The sequence below is a fragment of the Paenibacillus hunanensis genome (assembly GCF_014645615.1).
Classification (GTDB): domain Bacteria; phylum Bacillota; class Bacilli; order Paenibacillales; family Paenibacillaceae; genus Saccharibacillus; species Saccharibacillus hunanensis.
Genome location: NZ_BMMB01000005.1, coordinates 458,236 through 476,001, shown reverse-complemented (window position 1 = coordinate 476,001; position 17,766 = coordinate 458,236). Strand labels below are relative to the sequence as shown.

Here is a 17,766-nt window from a genome sequence, read left to right as displayed (position 1 = left end):
CTAATTACATAGAATCGACTCTCTTATAAATGGAATTAAAACCAAAAAAATGTAGTTTAAATTCACCAATTTTTTACTCAATTATATATAGTTTTACTTTTAATATAGAATAAAATACATATAATTAATGATGTTAGTAACATATTATTATAGGGAGGTTAATGGTATGCATGTATCAAATTCTTCCGGTGGAAGAGTATACTCAAGTAGCAATAGTCATGTGGCTTCAACAACAGGAGGAAAAACATTTGGACAGAAAGTAATGGATGATTTTAAGAGTAATGTTGTTCCTAATGCAAGACACGGTGCAGAAACAGGAGCGATCGGAGGAGCAATCGCTTTTTCTGAATTTGGCCCACCTGGAGTTATTGTTGGAGGGATCACAGGAGCTTCTTTCGGGGCACTTGGAGGTGTTATAACAACTGGTTGGCAAGCTATTGATAATGCTGTTTTTAAATAATTTAATGTGGAGTGATTGGCATGAAGCCTAAAACAGCATTTCTTTTAAAAAATTCCATCGTCACAGGATTCATTTGTAGCATTGTCATTATTATATTACTTCAAATGGATAACAGCTTTATAACTCCAAAGGATATATGGATTCAGTTAAGTACATGGATTCCCATTTGCTTTATTATGGGCTACGGTATTAGTGAAGTGAAATGGAGATTTAAAAATCGACACTCTGGTGAATGATATGCTTACTATTTGTAAAACTATTCATTCCAATTCTATGGAGCCGGGACCAACATGTAAATATTTTTACGTTATGGATCAAATGGTATTTGCAGTTGTAGAATGCCAGTCAATTTCTCAAACTACATTTATTGAAATTAACTGGTTTTATAATGATGACATTGTACAAAATCAAGCTAGTTTCTACACCCCTCAAAAAAATAATACAAACAGAAAAATTGTAAGTTATATCCACGTGCCTGTTGTTGCTCATCGTCGATGGTACGGTAAATGGAGGGTAGAGGTGAGTATAGATTATACATATATTGAAAGTCATATCTTTTATGTACAACCGCCTGCCAATTGCTTTACAGAATCGCGTGCTATTTTAGATTTAAAAATATAATTCGTTTATCAAGTTTAAAGCTCCACCCTTTGATATAGTCCATACTTAACTAAAAAAGCTGTCGAGATTAATATTCTCGGCAGCTTTTATTCATGTAACAGAGAATCATAAACATATATCAATGACTAGTCTCCCTGCGGATACCGAATATCCTGCTCACTATATACATACGCGTACCAGTTTGCCGAGCCTGCGATCGAATAGGTTAATCGCATTAGCCCGTCGGGGCTGGTATCCAGCTGTGTTGTCGTGATTCCCTGCTCGTAAAAATCCCCATTCACCACATAATGAATCGTATCCGGACTGGCGAGAAACACATCCACATTCCCTGCAAAAGGCTTATTTAAGCTGCCAAACACATGCACAAGATGATAGGAGATAATACGCTTAATCGAAAGGGTGGAGCCATTTTGCTCGGTTTCGCAATAGATTTTGAGATAGGGAGTGAAGGCATCGGTAGCATGGAAGAAGGAAGTAAACACGACATAGCGAGCTTGATCGTTCGTACCAATCTCCGGGCTCTGATCGGCTTCAATCCACTGACGTGCTTCATCGATCGTAATATTAGTATCGGTAGATAGCTGGGCGGCGAGGCTATCCAGTGTCATGCTTTCGCTAGTAATCGTGCGTACAGGTAAGGCAGTGGAGGAATTAGCGCTGTTATGTTTAGGCTCAATTTCATTACTATCGGTACTGTCGGCGAGCGCGAGTGTGGCAGGTGTTGCGGTCTGGCTGGCTAACCATGTAGGGGATGACGTGGAGATATGATGACGCTGGTTGGCTGCGTGGGCATAGGCTACCAGTGCAATGGCGACTGCAAGCAGAGCCGCAGACTTCTTATTCACCGTCATCTCTCCTTCCGTAAAATGGATGTCACAGCAACACGGCATCAGCGGACGACAGACCTTACAGTATGCAGTATTCTACAGCTATAGCTTCTCCAGCGAGAGATAAATACGGTATATGTAATAGCAAAATCGGCTATATTTAGAAGAAATAGAGGGCGATGAGCGATATATCGCCTATAGGTGGTATTCTATTCTCTAAATTTTAGCATAATTGGAAGCCTAATAGTTATATAACCGAAAATAAAAGAAGGCTTTCACCTGCACTCCTGCCATATACATAACTGGCGATAAAGTGATGGGTGAAAGCCTCTGTGATTAGATCGTTGTAGGCGTATGATAGTGCCTGTGTTCGTATGACATTGCATGTAATTATTTTCGTTCAGCCCGTGCCTTTACGTGTAGTGGATCAGCGTGAGCATTCTATCTGTGTCGATCAATTATGCCCAACCAGTGTCATGACCGAGCGAGCAGGAATCGTGACTGTTTTCTTCACTGGAATGGAAGGCATCGCTTTGAGATCGCTCGTATCGGAGGTCAGATAAGGCTTGAGTTGCTTCACATCTTTGCCACCCGGAAGCTGATCGATATCGAGCTGGAGGGTGCGTGCTTCATTCCCATAGTTCACGAATACCATCGACAGCTGGCGATCCTTGTTGTGGTAGTAGGCAGAGCCCATCAGCCCGTTCGGATCATTGGCACCATCCAGTTCAATACGTTCTGCACCTGGACGTACGAAGCGGCTATAGTTCCCCATCGTCCACAGTAGCTTGGATTCGATGATCGATTCTGGATCGCCCGGATTTTTGTAATCGGTATAGATCAGGCCATCCTTGTAATCTTCCTTCGATACCGCGAGCCACCACTGCCATGCAGATGCTTGCGTCTCTACCATATCAAAATGGATCACGCGCGCAACATCCAGTGCGGTATTCATCGACAGATCACGTCCTGGTCCGCGATCACCAAGAATACAATATTCCGACATCCAGAATGCCGCAGATGGCGTATAGCGCTCCAGATTCTCATGCACCAGCTTGCGTAGCTGTACCAGACGATCGTCGCCCGCATTAGGCTGATCTGACCAGTAGGCATGGGCACTAATCTTGTTGCCGATCATCGCCGCAGTAGCAGGATCACCGAGCAGCTCGCGAATATATTCACTGTATTTCCCTTCATACTTGCCACCTGCATTGCCGCTCGTATACTGACTGCCCGGCTTGCCTGTGAACTCCGCATACAGATCATTATCGAGCAGGGACAGATATTCTACCGCTTCAATCGCATCTACCTCGGTATGCAATCCGCGGCGTTCCAGCTCCTTATGCAGAGCGCTCAATACCTGCTTAATATCCTGCATATTGTAGCGATTGCCCTCCTGACCGGATTTGTTCCAATCCCAGGTAGGTTCGTTAATCGGGCTGATATAGTCAAAGCCAAGCTTTTGCTTATCAAAATGCTCCAGCACATCGGCGAGGAAGACAGCATAATTTTCAATCTGATCTGCCTTCAAATTCGTGCTGCCGACCGAATCATCCGGCTGTCCATGACCGTTCTTGGTCATCAATACGGGAGGGCTGTTTACAAAGGCAACCGTTTTACTCACTCCGCGCTGCTTCGCTGCCTTCAAAAACCACTGCTGTCCTGCCTGCTTTGACCAATCATAAGGAGCGGTAGCGCTGGACTTGAAGCTTTCGGCACGGCGCCATGGATCACTGATAATATCTTGATCGGTCTCGGTGCTACCTGCCCCAATGTTAAAGCGCCAGATCGACAGACCAATCCCTTTATCCTGTGAAAAGAGCAGGTCGGCAATCTTCTTCTTATTCTTCTCCGACCACTCCGAACCGATATGGTCGATACTCCATGCGCCCGAAGCGCCAAAGCCATCCATCGTCTGGTATTGCTGTTGTCCATTTACATGAATATGCTGCACTCTACTACTCGCCTCCTTTGACATAGTATTGCTGTCCTGTGCGTGTGTAATTTGTGCCGCTGCGCCAGATAGAAGGAGCGCAGATAGAGATAATGCGCCTAGCTTTGCGCCCAGGCGTATTCGTTTGCTTCTAGTATGCTGCATTATTATGCCTCCTTGGGTTAAGTGAAATGGGAAATAACACGTAATGATTGTTGCCTGATTTGGAGCTTATGTAGGGAGATCGAGATACGTTTATTTATTTTAAAATTGTATACGCTTACAAATTCAGTATAGACCATTCCAATTGATTTATGTATAGGGAATTTTATGCAATTTTATGGAGTGGGATGAACGGGTTATGCCAGTAAAGTTTGCCTATTCGCTCTAGTGCCCTGGTATATGATATAGGATATAGGAGATGATGATTCTTTTTAGTTACACATCGCAAACGGGGAAATGACTAGCGAACGAAAGGGGAATGGAGATGGAGTCGGTTAGTGAAGAAGTTCAACAGCTGTCTATTGCTTCCCTGGAGTCGACCTGTCGTAAGCTTGCGAATGCTTATCAAAGCGCGCTGGATAAAGGAGCATCGACGACGCTGATCGCAAAAAGGCTGGATGCGATGCGCATCGGGCTAGATAGCTTACGAAATGCCTGGAAGGGAGAGCCTTTCACTGCGGATGGGGAAAAGGTTGTGCTATCTATGAATGTTCTGCGTGGGATTATTCCCTCTATTGAAGCGCAGATTGCCCGGGCAAAGGATGGGAGTCCTCAGCACACATTGAATCAGCGTCGCCTCGTGGCATTGCAATTGGCGATTGCTTCACTGGAGCAACGAATGATCTAAAATTATTTTAGACAGAAGACAGAAGACAGAAGACAGAAGACAGAAGACAGAAGACAGAAGACAGAAGACAGAAGACAGAAGACAGAAGACAGAAGACAGAATAGGGAATACTGGCAAAATGGAGGTGCAGGCATGGATACCCCTATGGATGTAAAGGACAATTATGCAGCTTTATACCGGCTAGCGATGCAAGCAGACGTGACTCCAGCGGAGTGGAAGCTGCTGCAAGAGCATACGATCGTGCGCGATATAGCCGCAGGAACAGGGCTAATCGAAGCAGGGCAGCTGGTGGAGCGTGCCTATTTTTGCGTACGGGGTCTGTTCCGTCTGTACTATCCGCTGGAGGATGGACGCGAATACAATGTAGCTTTTACAGTGGAGGGCGATTTTGCCACTTCTCATGCGGCGATGATCACTCATCAGCCATCCTCACTGACGATCGAAGCATTGGAGGATGCGCTCGTTATTGAGATCGAGCATACGTTTCTCCAGCAGCTGACGAAGCAGCATCATAGCTGGGAACGGTTCGTGCGTCTGAGCGTGGAGCGGCTATATATACGCAAGGAAGAACGCGAGCGTGAGCTGCTCTATCTATCTGCGAGAGAGCGCTATGAGGCTTTTCTACGCAAATATCCTGGACTTGCTGAGCGTATTCCCCAGTACCATATCGCTTCGTATATCGGTATCTCTCCTGTATCGCTCAGTCGCTTACTTCATCAGGAAAGTGGGGAGTGAGGGAATTCGAGTCCACTATTTATCTGTCATTAACCTGTGTTAATGCATACTCACTCCACCAGGCACTACACTATAGATACATTAGTCAGTGGATACGAATCAAGTAAGTTGCCACTGTTATAAAGGAGAGAATACCGTATGCGTTATATGATGATTGTGTTACTTGAATTTTACCCTTCCTGGCTTGCCCTACCACGCGAGCAACGACGTGTACATGCGGAGAAGCTGCAAACGATTATTGCCAGCTATAAGGATCGTGTAGAGGTACGCTTTTTCGATGCCGAGGCTTTGCCGGGTAAGGACTATACGGACTTTGTCGTATGCGAAACCGAGGATATGGAATCGTATCATTATATGTGGGAAGCGATCCGCGATTCTGAGCCATACACTCGCGGATATATGAAGATTAAGAACGTTATTATGGGGATGGAAAATGCTTTTGAATCGTATGAAAAACGAGTGCTTGGTATGGATGAAAGAGTGTAGCATGTTCGTGGGATCTGTACGGCATTAAGCCGCTATCGTGAGCATTCTGAATCGCTATCCGTTGCTCTATTTCTTATCGTTCTACCGCTTTACGGCTCTATAATTCTATTAGTAAAAGCATGAGTAAAAGCGCATCAAGCGGTCTGTACAAGCAGACGGCAGGATGCGCTTTTTTCGATGGAGTGAACGAAAAGCATGTTTGCTACCTATGCTCGAAGTTGAATAGTAAAGACGCATTCGCATGAATGAGTAGAGCTGTTTTTATAAGCAAAATAAATAATAATGAGAAAATATACCTTTAATCCCAAAATCTAATTTGTATATTATGCATGAACATTTATATTTATGTAAAATTACTTGACGCTAAATAAGTGGTTTTATTATACTTTACCTCAAAATAAACAATTTAATGTTAATTAAAATGACATAATTTGATCTATCATTGTCATTCTATGAACTGGAGGTGGAGCTACACTTTTTGATCAATACTACATAGATGTGTGATTTGCAAATCTGCTGTCGGCATTACATAAGTAGACATGAACGCACGACGGCTGTACATGGTTGCCATATTCAACCCATATTCTAAAGGAGGAACACTTATGATCAAATGGAATGGCTGGACACGAAATATTGGAGCCTTCGTACTGGCAACAGCACTGGTGCTGCCGATCACGCTGGAATCAGCAGCAGCGGCAACACCATCGGCGGCGAACAAGATGGTGACGTCAGCATCTGTAACATCCAATGCATACCGTTCGGCTAGTACCGCTGTCTCGGCAGCGACAACAGCTACGGCACCGGTAAACCAAGACCTGCCTAATATCAAAATACTGGCGACTGGCGGTACCATTGCTGGTTCCTCTACCTCCAATACCGATGTAACGGGCTATACGGCAGGAGCACTCGGTATCGATACACTCATTAATGCCGTACCAGAGATGAAGGAAGTTGCCAATGTGAGCGGCGAGCAGATCGCCAATGTAGGTAGCCCGGATGTGGATAATGCCGTATTGCTCAAGCTGGGCAAGCGAATTAATGAGCTGCTCGCTTCCGACGATGTGGACGGCGTGGTCGTAACACATGGCACGGATACACTGGAGGAAACAGCGTATTTTCTCGATCTAGTAGTCAAAAGCAATAAGCCAGTCGTGGTGGTCGGAGCGATGCGTCCAGCAACAGCGATCAGCGCAGACGGTTCATTTAATCTGTACAACGCAGTGAAAATCGCTAGCACACCGGAAGCAACGGGCAAAGGTGTGATGATCGAATTGAACGACCGAATTGGCGCCGCACGTTATATTACGAAAACGAACACAACCGGAACGGATACGTTCAAATCGACCGAGCAGGGCTATCTAGGTGTGGTATCCGGTGGTAAAGTGTATTTTTATAACGAGCCGACTCGTAAGCATACGGCGGATTCGGTATTCAATATTACCGATCTGACTGAATTGCCGCAGGTTGATATTTTGTACGAATATCAGAATAATGGCAGTTATCTGTACGATGCAGCAGTAGCCGCAGGAGCTAAAGGAATCGTCGTAGCAGGTAGCGGTAATGGGTCACTTTCCAAGCTATCCAAAGCAGGTGCGATCAAGGCGGTTAAAGCTGGCGTGGCGGTCGTTCGTTCGACCCGAACCGGCAGTGGTGTCGTGACTCATTCTGATGAAGACGACCAGAACGGCATGATCTCATCCGACTCGCTCAATCCGCAAAAAGCACGTATTCTGCTCATGCTGGCATTGACTCAAACGAAGGATGCGAAGCAAATTCAGACGTTTTTTGATGAGTATTAAGCAAAAGATTATTTTGGAATAATTGTGCTGTTATAGCCTTATCATTACCGAAGCCGTTCTCAGGTGAGAGCGGCTTTTGGCTTGTAGTGATGTGACCAACCTGCGCTTGAGGTGCTAAGATACATATAGATGATAAATATAGTAGGAGCATTTTCGCGCTTAAACTTTTCTTGATTTCTTCCTCAAGCGCTGTTTTCATCTTTTTGATTTTGATTTTGATTTTGATTTTGATTTTGATTGCAGATGGGCATTTTTATCCTTCAACTACATATATAACAAGAACAGGAGAATGATCATGAGCACAATTCGTATCGCTGTTACCGGACTGGGTAACATGGGAGAAAGGTTAGTATATCACTGGCTACCGCGTTATGCGGATCAGGCGGAGGTAGTCGCGGTGTGTGATGCCGATGGCGACAAGCGCAGCCGTGCTGTAGCGGCAACAGGGGCAAGTGAGTATGAAGCGGCGGAATACATCCGTATGCTGGATGAAATCAAGCCAGATCTCGTATATATTGCGGTACCACCTGCCTTTCATTATGATGCGACACTCGCTGCATTTGAGCGGGGGATTGCTGTATTTTGCGAAAAGCCGCTGGCTAACAGTCTGAATGAGGCGCAAGCCTTACTGAAATGCGGAGTGGAGTCGGGCAAGCTGCATGCCATACACTTCTCCTTCCCGCAGGAGCCTGCTGTATTACAGCTGGGGCAATGGGTGAATGAAGGGAAAATAGGCGCCATTCGCGAGCTGGAATTGCTGCTGCATTTTCCACAGTGGCCGCGTGCATGGCAGCAAAATAGCTGGATTTCTACGCGTCATCAGGGCGGGTTTATTTTGGAGGTAGGCGTACACTGGATTCATATGATTCAGCAAATCTTTGGCGAGATTACGCATGTACAGAGCCATGTGATCTATCCAGACGATCCGCAGCAGTGTGAGACACAAGTACAGGCAACGCTAACACTGGAAAATGGACTGCGTGTGCAGCTGTCCGGACACAGCGGTCAGGCGGAGCAGGAGCGTGTCTCGCTACTGGTGCATGGTGAGCAGGGCGATATCGCACTGGAAAACTGGGAGCAGCTCTACTGGAACGAGACGGGTCAAGCGCCGCAACGGGTGCAACCGTCGATATCGCCGGAACAAAGCCACCTGCCGATTTTTGGAGAGATCGTGAAGCTGCTACACGGTCAGCGGGGTCGAATCTATGACTTCTATGATGGCTACAACGCACAGGTTGTGCTGGAGGCGCTACGTCAGCCTGCTTCCGAGAGCGATGTGGATGTGCGTCCATTGTATATTCGGCGAGAGCAGTAAGCGACGGTTAATAAACGTATCGCAATAAGGGAATTATTGCTACTTTTCCAAAAATATCTGCAATTTGAATGGAAATATCAGACATTGCCAGATGATACAGTCTGTGGGAAAATAGGCGCATTGAACTCATGAATGGAGAAATGAATATGAACGAATTGCCAAATTGTCCGCAGTGTAACTCCGCTTATACCTACGAGGACGGAAGCGGTCTGCTCGTATGCCCGGAATGTGGACACGAATGGACACCAGGCGGCGAAACGGATGGAGCGGAAGACGCGTTTGTTGTACGCGATGCTAACGGTAACATCCTACAGGATGGCGACAGTGTAACCATCATCAAAGACCTCAAGGTCAAAGGAAGCTCGTCTGTCCTGAAAATCGGTACCCGTGTGAAAAGTATTCGCCTGATCGAAGAAGGCGACCATAATATCGATTGCAAAATCGATGGCTTTGGTGCGATGAAGCTGAAGTCCGAATTTGTCAAAAAAGCCTGATTAGAGTGTAGGCCAGGTGTGGATGAGCGGATTGGTACCATTCCCTGCTCGCATGCCAAGCAATGATTCGCGATCATCTGAATAGCCTGCTGTTTGCTCTTAGAGCGCAGCAGGCTATTTGTCAATACAACAGGTCAGTACCCTGTAATTTTATAGAAGGAATTCGTAGAAACACTTGCATTGCCTCCCAAAATAGTTTTAAATAAAGATATTAGATATTTTGAAATAAAGATATTTGGCGAACAGGCATACAGTAGACACGCCTATCAATGAATGCTCGCATGATTTTATATACGAACTTGAACAAGCAGCGATAACGACAAGCTACAGCTGCTGGATATAGTCAAAATCAAAAGATACAACCATACTGGGAGGCAAAACAACATGGAAATCGGAATTAGTACATTTGTAGAAACAACGCCAGACACAGAGACAGGGCAGACGATCAGTCATGCGGAGCGTATTCGTCAGGTCGTGGACGAGATCGTCCTGGCGGATCAAGTCGGTCTGGATATCTTTGGTGTAGGAGAGCATCATCGTGCGGATTACGCGGCATCTGCTCCAGCGGTTATTCTGGCAGCAGCGGCAGCACGCACCGAGCGTATTCGCCTGACCAGCGCAGTAACCGTACTGTCCTCGGCTGATCCGGTACGCGTGTTCCAGGAATTCGCTACGGTGGATGCGATCTCGAACGGACGCGCCGAAATTATGGCTGGACGCGGCTCCTTTATCGAGTCCTTCCCGCTGTTCGGCTACAATCTGGAGGATTATGACGCATTATTCGATGAAAAGCTGGAGCTGCTGCTGCAAATTCAGCAATCGGAAAAAGTAACCTGGCGCGGTGGTCATCGTCCAGCGATCGATAATCGCGGTATCTATCCGCGTCCGGTGCAGGACCCACTTCCGGTCTGGATCGGTAGTGGCGGTAATTCGGAATCGGTTGTCCGTGCAGGCTTGCTCGGTCTGCCACTCGTACTGGCGATTATTGGTGGTCGTCCAACGCAATTCGCGCCGCTGGTGGAGCTGTATTATAAGGCGGCGGCTCATGCGGGGCATGATGCTTCCAAGCTGTCGGTCGCTTCGCATTCACACGGATTCATCGCCGATACGAACGATAGCGCCGCTGAGAAATTTTTCCCGTCGACACAGGCAGTGATGAATGCACTCGGACGCGAACGCGGCTGGGGCCCTTACACACGCGCTAGCTTTGACGCTGCACGTAGCTTCGAGGGCGCACTGTATGTAGGTGATGTAGACACGGTGGCGAAGAAGATAATCCATCTGCGCAAGCAGGTCGGGATTACTCGCTTCATGCTGCACACACCTGTTGGCACCATGTCCAATCATGATGACGTGATGCGCGCGATTGAGCTGCTGGGCAAAGAGGTCGCTCCAATCGTACGTGAGGAAGTGGCTCGCTGGGAGCAGGAGAACGGAAAATAAGACAGGCACGTGTAGCAAACAGAATAGAATCGATACAAAAAGGCAGTCTCCATAACGGGAGACTGCCTTTTATGATGTTGCTTTATTAGGCACAATTCGCTGTGCATTCGCAAGCGGCCAAAAGATCAGATCGGCACGTCCAATCACATCGCTCAGCGGAATGTAACCGACCATTCGGCTATCCTGACTATGGGAGCGGTTATCGCCCATGACAAACACATAGCCTTCAGGTACTTTTCCATCCGGTACTTCATTAGATGGGAAATCGTTAATGTTATATACGGTATGTTGCTGCTTGGCGGCTGCAATCGCCTGAGCGATATATGGCTCTACGATCGGTTGACCATTAACTGTCACCGTATCGCCCTGTACGCGAACTTCATCTCCACCTACAGCAATAACGCGTTTAATAAAGTCGCTATGTCGTGACGGCACATGAAGCACGATCACCTCGCCGGGCCGTGGATCGTGTAGCTTGTAGACCAGCTTATTCACGATGACCTTCTCGTTCGTATGGAAATTAGGCTCCATCGACTTTCCATCTACGATAAACGCTTCAAAAACAAAGGTGCGCATCAGCAACGAAAGGATAACCGCGAGCACGATAATGAGCGCCCAGCTTTTGAATTGGCGAGCAGATCGCCTGGCGGAAGCGTGTACTTGTTCGTCGGCGTTCGGTGTGTTCATAAAATAAGTCTCCTTTGCTACCTATACGAATAGACAGGTCTCAGCAACATAGCTGGTCGTATACCCCATGATGAAGGGATGAGGTATAATCTCCGTTTTGCCTATCTAGTATAGTAGCATGTTGTCTAACCTAAAGTCATCGGATGAACGATAAGCAATGAAAAGGGCTACCGAATCCTCCGGTAGCCCTGATCTGCATTGTATTCAAATAGAATGGGTATGTTGCTAGAATTGTTCGTTTAGAACTTGGACGGATAGCGCTTCACGATCGCTTCAGACAGTGTGTTGCCTGTTTTCCACATATGATTATATCCGGTGCGTAATGCTTCGTACGATTTGGCATAATCGCCTGCACGATAAGCATCCAGTGCAGTAATCACGTGTGCGCCGTGCATCGCATTCGCCTGATATGTTGCTGTTTTGTTCAAGGATGGCAGACGGCTCGTCTGGAATGCGGTCAGATCAGCGACGAATTTGCCCAGATCGTCCTTCGCTGCCTGACGCTTAGCGATATCGCCTGTCATTGTGCCTTCCAGATACATCTGGTAGTCCATAATGTGGCGGTTCCACAGCGTATTGAAGGTGCCACCTGCGGCGTTGCCGAAAATCATCTTGTGCGTCGCGGTCAATGTGTCGGTATTGCGATTCAGTGCGGATTTGACAGCCGCTAGATCGGGTGCGTTGTCATTGCCCTTTTGCATGACAAGGATCGAGAGGATAGCATGCTCACCGAGTGCCTCACCTGTTTTTTGACGGAAATAGGCAGCATCCGTTTGTGTGGTCGAGCGTTTGAAACGAGTTGGGTAGCGCTCCGCTGTAGCTGTAGCGATGGATGCGCCTACTGTGCCTGCACGTACATAAGCGGAATGCACTTCCGAATACGTTGTGGCATATTGTCCCTTAGCATATGCGTCAAAGGAGCGAACAAGACTATTGTTATGTGCGTTGAAGTCGTTGAGCAGCTTCTGCTCGTTGATGTATGGGTTTTGCTGTTTGAGGATGGTGACCATCATGTTAGTGGTAGATTTGATACCAGCAAGTGCGCCCTTCTGGTTATTCGTGTCCTTGTCTCGAATCGCCACCGCGTATTCGATAAAGCGCTGGTTATGTGTGTTCCACTGTGCCTTGAACTGTGCAGCAGCGGCATCAGCATACGTGCCCGTGAGCAGGGAGGCGATGCTGTTGGTGTTCGCATTCAGTGCAGCCATCGCTTGCTGGGTATCCGGTGCTTGCTTGAGCTGCTTTTGCATGGCCAGCATAATCATGTAGCTGTGCTCACCGAAAACCTTGGCAGAGGTAGCTCGCAGATCGGCAGCGAGTGTTTTGGTCGTTTTGGATGTCGCTGCGGAAGCATTGGAAGCGATACCAAAGCTGAAAATCAGAGACAGGCAAACAAGCAGAAGAGCAGGGGTGCGGAATGTACGTTTCATTCATGTCGCTCCTTATTGGGGGATAAGTTTATACAGGATTAATAAAGAATAAATAAGTATTTGAACCACAAATATTACCAGTTGAAGAATTATTTTATGGACTCTACGGATAAGCCGCGTTCAGCGCGTGTGCACATCATACATCATTGTACAACGGGCTCTACCTGAGCGCTGCGAAGTGGTTGGAGCACCTTGTAATCGTTTGTAACCGTTTGCTCTAGCATGGTATGGTAAAAGAGCGGGTAGATGTATACGAGCTGAGCTAGAGTGTATCGTTACATGAGCTTGGGCATCTACGATTGGCATGGCGTATAGCGTAGTTCATTTCATGGAGGTGCGAGGATGAAAGCATTGTTTATCGGAGGAACGGGAACGATTAGTGAAGCGATCTCACGGCAATTGCTGGAGCAGGGACATGAATTATATTTGCTCAACCGAGGCAACCGTAACGATGGCTTGCCAGAGGGAGCGCATATATTACAGGCAGATATTGCAGACGAGCAGAAGGTCGCGAGCTTAATCGAAGAGCTGGAATTCGATGTGGTGGCAGACTTTATCGCCTTCGTGCCGGAGCAGCTGGAGCGGGATTATCGGTTGTTTGCTGGGCGAACCAAGCAGTTCATCTTTATTAGCTCGGCTTCGGCGTATCAGACACCGCTATCGGATTACCGAATTACCGAGGGCACACCGCTGGCGAATCCGTACTGGGAATATTCACGCAACAAAATTGCCTGCGAGGACTATCTGATGAAGCAATATCGGGAGCAGGGCTTCCCGATTACGATTGTACGCCCTAGCCACACGTATAGCGATCGCTCGTTACCGCTTGGTGTGCATGGTGCCAAAGGAAGCTGGCAGGTCGCACGCCGAATGCAGCAGAATAAGCCGATCATCATTCATGGAGATGGAACATCGCTGTGGACGCTGACACATAGTGAGGACTTTGCACGCGGGTTTATTGGACTGATGGGCAATATACATGCGATTGGTGAATCGGTACATATCACATCCGACGAGTCGGTGACGTGGAACCAGATTCATGAGGTCATCGCCGATGCGCTTGGCGTGAAGCTGAATGCGGTGCATGTAGCATCCTCGTTTCTGGATGCTTGCAGCAGTGAGGATTATCGCGGTAGTCTGCTAGGCGATAAGGCGAATACGGTTGTGTTTGATAATAGTAAGCTCAAGCGTCTCGTACCCGGCTTCACCGCTACGATCCGAGTCGATCAGGGAATTAAGCGTGTCGTGGAGCATGTTCTCGCTCATCCCGAGCTACAGCAGAAGGATGCGGAGTTCGATGCATGGTGCGACCGTGTGATTGAGGCGCTGGAGCAGGCGAAGGCGTCGCTGCGGAAATGACGACGAAATGATTGGAAAATTGAATCTGTATAGATTAGATACAGCTATACATTGAATACTACATTTAGAAAGCCGCATTTCCCTAAGAGGAAAGCGGCTTTTTATTTTCAAAAAAACACATGCTTCTGCAAAACCTGTAACGCCTGCTCCACCTGCTCTAGCTCTGTGGGATTAAGATGCTGGGTGCGTTCGCGGAAACGAACCTCAATCTGGCTAAATATCTGCTCCATCAGCTGCTTGCCCTCTGCGGTCAGATGAATGACTTGCTTTCTGCCATCGGCTGGATCAGCTGTTTTCTCACAAAGCCCCTTTTCACTCAGCTTGCGTAGCTCACGGCTCGTATTTGGCAGCGACATATGCATACAGACGCTGATCGAGCTTGGCGTTTGGGGCGGACTAACGGCGAGATATTCCAGAATTTTATATTGAACCGGCGTAATCGCATCGTGTTGAATATCGCTGGTCATATCGGCTGTTGCCTGATGCACGGATGTGACGAATTGAATCAATTGCTGAAACAGGGAAGAATCCTGCATACACTCACCTCTTTCTCTTAAAATAACAAAGTAGTTATCGCAAAACAATTATCATTTGACAACTAAATTAAAATAGAGTTATATTTTAGTTATCAAATGATAATTAAAGGTGGATGAAAATGAACCTATTGATCGTGTATACGCACCCGAATCACAATAGTCTATGTCATGCGATGCTGGAGCAGGTACAGCGTGGGATCGCGGCGAATGGACATACCGTAGAAACTCGGATCATTGATCTGTACGCAGATGAATTTAATCCAGCGCTCGTCTTTAACGAGCAGAAACGCAGACGAGATATGCATCTTGACCCGGAGCTGGAGCATTATCGGGAGCTGGTGCGCTGGGCGGATCAGCTGGTGTTCATTTATCCGATCTGGTGGGGCAGACCGCCAGCGATGCTACTTGGCTTTTTCGATCGGATGATGGCATCGGGCTTTGCGTACAAGCATCGGAAGGCAGGAGATTTGATGCCAGAAGGACTGCTCAAAGGGAAATCGGTGGTGTGTATTTCGACGATGTTGGGGCCGACAGGTTATCTGCAATACTGGCTCGGCAATGCTCATCGTCTGCTGATGCGGCGTGCGCTGTTTAACTATATTGGCATTCGAAAGGTGAAGTTCTGGGAGTTTGGCGGTATGGAGAAGACGAACGGAAGACAGCAGCAGAAGCTGGAACGGATTTATCGTTATTTTCGCGATATGAAGGTGGGATATGGGACGCAACAGGGTGCGAGTATGGCAGGACGTGTGGAGGGTTAGATCGAATAGGGATGGACGAAATAAATGGATAGTATGATGGATGTTATTCCTAGATTCAGCCTAATAGCTTCGTGATACCAGAGTAGTACGTACAAAGGTAATACTAGATCAATATAAAACGGCTATACCTTGACTGTGATGGGGTATAGCCATTATTTACACTGTAGAAAAAATGATATTTATCCTGCTGTGTGCTGTAATGTTATGAAAGGCCCAGCTAGAACGTCAGTCTGTATTAGACACATACAAATTCACAATATCAACCGTAGGATAGCTCCTACTATTGTCCTCTAACTTCTCCGTCTTTTCGCGAGTTCACTCAACTTGTTACCGACTTACAGCGCGTAGCTCTCGCCATCCTCTGGCACGAGCACATGCCCTTGCATTCCTTTTTCCTCAACATAAGACCGCAGCTCATCGCGCGATAATGTCCAGTGATTGACCGCTTCCATATGCACGCAAATAATAGTCGCCTCTGGAGCAGCTTGAAACACCTCGTAAATGTCCTCTTTGCCCATCACCAGCGAGCCGCCCTGTAGAAACTGATTGTCTCCCCCGTTGACTACAATAACCTGCGGCTGGTACGTATCCAGCGCCTGCTGTACGCCTTCATACCATACCGTATCGCCAGCTACATACAATGTCTGTTCATCCGCATGGCGAAAGACAACGCCACATACATGCCCCAGTCGTTGTAACACTTCACCTCGACCATGCTCGCCTGCTGTTTTGCTCAGGGAGATGCCTTGAAAACTTGAATCCTCTTCTAGCACAGTGACCTGACGGAAGCCGTCCTGACGTACCTTGTCGGCATCTGCTTCATTTTGCACAAACATCGGGATATCCAGCGGTAGCACTTCGGCTGCGCGTGCATCATAATGGTCGAGATGCAAATGAGTGACGATTACTGCATCCACCTGTGCGAGCTGCTCTACAGCGACAGGCAGGTCGACGAGCGGATTATTCTGATCCTGACGGAGTGAATTGGCAAATGGGGGATAGCTGCCCTTTTCAGCGAGAAAAGGGTCGATTAGAAAGCGGACACCCGCGTAGTTGACGATTAATGTAGCGTTGCGAATCAATTGTATATTCATTTGAGTGACTCCTTTACGATTCGTAAGTTGTTTATGAATGTATTGTATCGGAGATGGCGGGGGGAAGGGAATGGGATGGATCAAGTGTTTTGGGGGTTTGACTTGAAAAGTGAAAGAAGTTGGGGCGAAGGGATAAACTCTAAAGGGTATTTTCGCGGCTGGTGGCTGCATGCTTGATTAAGGCTTGCTTGCGGCATTCACTCCAGACCGGGAGCATGCCAGCGACCTCCGGTTAAGCCGGAATACTTGGAATGGGGGAAAAGTGGGCGTATTCCGGCTTAAAGGTCGGTCTTTTGGCATCGCTCCCGGTCTTGCGTTCCGTGCTGGATGTAGGTATGTGGTGCTTGCGGGAGAGGCTCGTTAATGGGGGGCGACTCGGGAATGATGGGGGTGGAGCGGAGTTTATGCATCTCCGCTTCAACTTTATTTGCTTACAACTATGGAGAGTTGGTAGTTTACATATTGATTTAGTTTGACTAAGAAATCGTCTAGCTCTGTATTGGATGGAAAGCGGCATTCTAGCAGGTAGCAGCCTTTGCCGCTGATTTTGTAATTGGCGACGACGTATTGTGGCTCGGTTTCGATAAAGGACAGGTAGGGCTGGTGGTGCAGGCTCTGGGTGATGATGGTTAGGAAGACGTGTACGGGAGAGCCGAGGCGTGCGGGATCGGTGTGGATGGTGTAGCCTTGAATGATGCCCTGTTCTTCCAGGCGGGCGACACGGGTAGCGGCGGCTTGTCCGGTTAGATGTACATTTTCGCCGAGCTCCTTCATCGTCATGCGGCCGTTTTGCTTGAGATGCTCTATAATTTGGTGATCGATATGATCCATGGTAGATGTTTTCCTTTCGGTCGGGTCTGGATAGAGTAGCAGATGTACCTAAACGCATCATAGCAGAAAATATCTTTCATATTCGACAAAAAGCGCTGTACTTGC

Annotated in this window: 18 protein-coding genes; 11 read left to right on the top strand and 7 right to left on the bottom strand. The window is 47.4% G+C overall.

The features are described from left to right. The first annotated feature begins 166 nt into the window (after nucleotides 1-166). Together IEX62_RS13190 and IEX62_RS13185 are read left to right on the top strand one after the other, a co-directional pair. Entirely contained in the window at nucleotides 167-460 is a 294-nt protein-coding gene (locus IEX62_RS13190; RefSeq protein WP_188775975.1) for a hypothetical protein, read from the top strand. Nucleotides 461-480: 20 nt separating this feature from the next. After that, the gene (locus IEX62_RS13185; RefSeq protein ID WP_188775974.1) at nucleotides 481-696 is read left to right on the top strand and encodes a hypothetical protein; all 216 of its coding nucleotides are present in this window, start codon (nucleotides 481-483) and stop codon (nucleotides 694-696) included. Nucleotides 697-1,206: 510 nt separating this feature from the next. Here IEX62_RS13185 and IEX62_RS13180 read toward each other — a convergent pair. Together IEX62_RS13180 and IEX62_RS13175 are read right to left on the bottom strand one after the other, a co-directional pair. Continuing rightward, a complete protein-coding gene (locus tag IEX62_RS13180) occupies nucleotides 1,207-1,926 on the bottom strand; it encodes a hypothetical protein (RefSeq protein ID WP_188775973.1) in 720 nt (239 codons plus the stop codon). 436 nt (nucleotides 1,927-2,362) lie between these two features. After that, nucleotides 2,363-4,006 carry a glycoside hydrolase gene (locus IEX62_RS13175; RefSeq protein ID WP_188775972.1) on the bottom strand — a complete coding sequence of 548 codons (1,644 nt, stop codon included), beginning with the start codon at nucleotides 4,004-4,006 and terminating at the stop codon, nucleotides 2,363-2,365. 322 nt (nucleotides 4,007-4,328) lie between these two features. Between IEX62_RS13175 and IEX62_RS13170 the strand changes: the two genes are divergently transcribed. From IEX62_RS13170 to IEX62_RS13140, 7 genes are all read left to right on the top strand, one after another. Beyond that, a complete protein-coding gene (locus tag IEX62_RS13170) occupies nucleotides 4,329-4,691 on the top strand; it encodes a hypothetical protein (protein WP_188775971.1) in 363 nt (120 codons plus the stop codon). Between the two features lie 144 nt (nucleotides 4,692-4,835). Beyond that, nucleotides 4,836-5,426 (top strand): Crp/Fnr family transcriptional regulator, encoded by a 591-nt coding sequence (locus tag IEX62_RS13165; RefSeq protein ID WP_188776088.1) that lies wholly within the window; start codon nucleotides 4,836-4,838, stop codon nucleotides 5,424-5,426. Between the two features lie 138 nt (nucleotides 5,427-5,564). Then, nucleotides 5,565-5,912: a darcynin family protein gene (locus IEX62_RS13160; protein ID WP_188775970.1), complete on the top strand. Its 348-nt coding sequence runs from the start codon at nucleotides 5,565-5,567 to the stop codon at nucleotides 5,910-5,912. Between the two features lie 719 nt (nucleotides 5,913-6,631). Beyond that, complete coding sequence (locus IEX62_RS13155) at nucleotides 6,632-7,711, top strand: type II asparaginase (RefSeq protein ID WP_188776087.1); 1,080 nt, start codon at nucleotides 6,632-6,634, stop codon at nucleotides 7,709-7,711. A 295-nt stretch (nucleotides 7,712-8,006) separates the two neighbouring features. Next, a complete protein-coding gene (locus IEX62_RS13150) occupies nucleotides 8,007-9,026 on the top strand; it encodes a Gfo/Idh/MocA family protein (protein WP_188775969.1) in 1,020 nt (339 codons plus the stop codon). Nucleotides 9,027-9,172: 146 nt separating this feature from the next. Next, complete coding sequence (locus IEX62_RS13145; protein ID WP_188775968.1) at nucleotides 9,173-9,520, top strand: zinc ribbon domain-containing protein YjdM; 348 nt, start codon at nucleotides 9,173-9,175, stop codon at nucleotides 9,518-9,520. A 384-nt stretch (nucleotides 9,521-9,904) separates the two neighbouring features. Next, a complete protein-coding gene (locus tag IEX62_RS13140) occupies nucleotides 9,905-10,963 on the top strand; it encodes an LLM class flavin-dependent oxidoreductase (RefSeq protein ID WP_188775967.1) in 1,059 nt (352 codons plus the stop codon). Nucleotides 10,964-11,032: 69 nt separating this feature from the next. Here IEX62_RS13140 and lepB read toward each other — a convergent pair whose 3' ends face one another. Both lepB and IEX62_RS13130 read right to left on the bottom strand, forming a co-directional pair. Then, the gene (lepB, locus tag IEX62_RS13135; protein WP_188775966.1) at nucleotides 11,033-11,650 is read right to left on the bottom strand and encodes a signal peptidase I; all 618 of its coding nucleotides are present in this window, start codon (nucleotides 11,648-11,650) and stop codon (nucleotides 11,033-11,035) included. Nucleotides 11,651-11,889: 239 nt separating this feature from the next. Continuing rightward, nucleotides 11,890-13,080, bottom strand: coding sequence for a hypothetical protein (locus IEX62_RS13130; RefSeq protein ID WP_188775965.1), 1,191 nt, complete (start codon nucleotides 13,078-13,080; stop codon nucleotides 11,890-11,892). Nucleotides 13,081-13,422: 342 nt separating this feature from the next. Here IEX62_RS13130 and IEX62_RS13125 point away from each other — a divergent pair, with 342 nt between their 5' ends. Then, complete coding sequence (locus IEX62_RS13125; protein ID WP_188775964.1) at nucleotides 13,423-14,439, top strand: SDR family oxidoreductase; 1,017 nt, start codon at nucleotides 13,423-13,425, stop codon at nucleotides 14,437-14,439. Between the two features lie 107 nt (nucleotides 14,440-14,546). Here the strand turns inward: IEX62_RS13125 and IEX62_RS13120 are convergent, their stop codons facing one another. After that, the gene (locus IEX62_RS13120; protein WP_188775963.1) at nucleotides 14,547-14,975 is read right to left on the bottom strand and encodes a MarR family winged helix-turn-helix transcriptional regulator; all 429 of its coding nucleotides are present in this window, start codon (nucleotides 14,973-14,975) and stop codon (nucleotides 14,547-14,549) included. Nucleotides 14,976-15,094: 119 nt separating this feature from the next. Between IEX62_RS13120 and IEX62_RS13115 the strand changes: the two genes are divergently transcribed. Continuing rightward, entirely contained in the window at nucleotides 15,095-15,736 is a 642-nt protein-coding gene (locus tag IEX62_RS13115) for an NAD(P)H-dependent oxidoreductase (RefSeq protein WP_188775962.1), read from the top strand. A 335-nt stretch (nucleotides 15,737-16,071) separates the two neighbouring features. Here IEX62_RS13115 and IEX62_RS13110 read toward each other — a convergent pair whose 3' ends face one another. Both IEX62_RS13110 and IEX62_RS13105 read right to left on the bottom strand, forming a co-directional pair. Then, nucleotides 16,072-16,830: an MBL fold metallo-hydrolase gene (locus IEX62_RS13110; RefSeq protein WP_188775961.1), complete on the bottom strand. Its 759-nt coding sequence runs from the start codon at nucleotides 16,828-16,830 to the stop codon at nucleotides 16,072-16,074. A 423-nt stretch (nucleotides 16,831-17,253) separates the two neighbouring features. Beyond that, on the bottom strand, nucleotides 17,254-17,661 hold the full coding sequence (locus tag IEX62_RS13105; RefSeq protein WP_188775960.1) for an Lrp/AsnC family transcriptional regulator: 408 nt from the start codon (nucleotides 17,659-17,661) through the stop codon (nucleotides 17,254-17,256). Nucleotides 17,662-17,766: the final 105 nt, after the last annotated feature.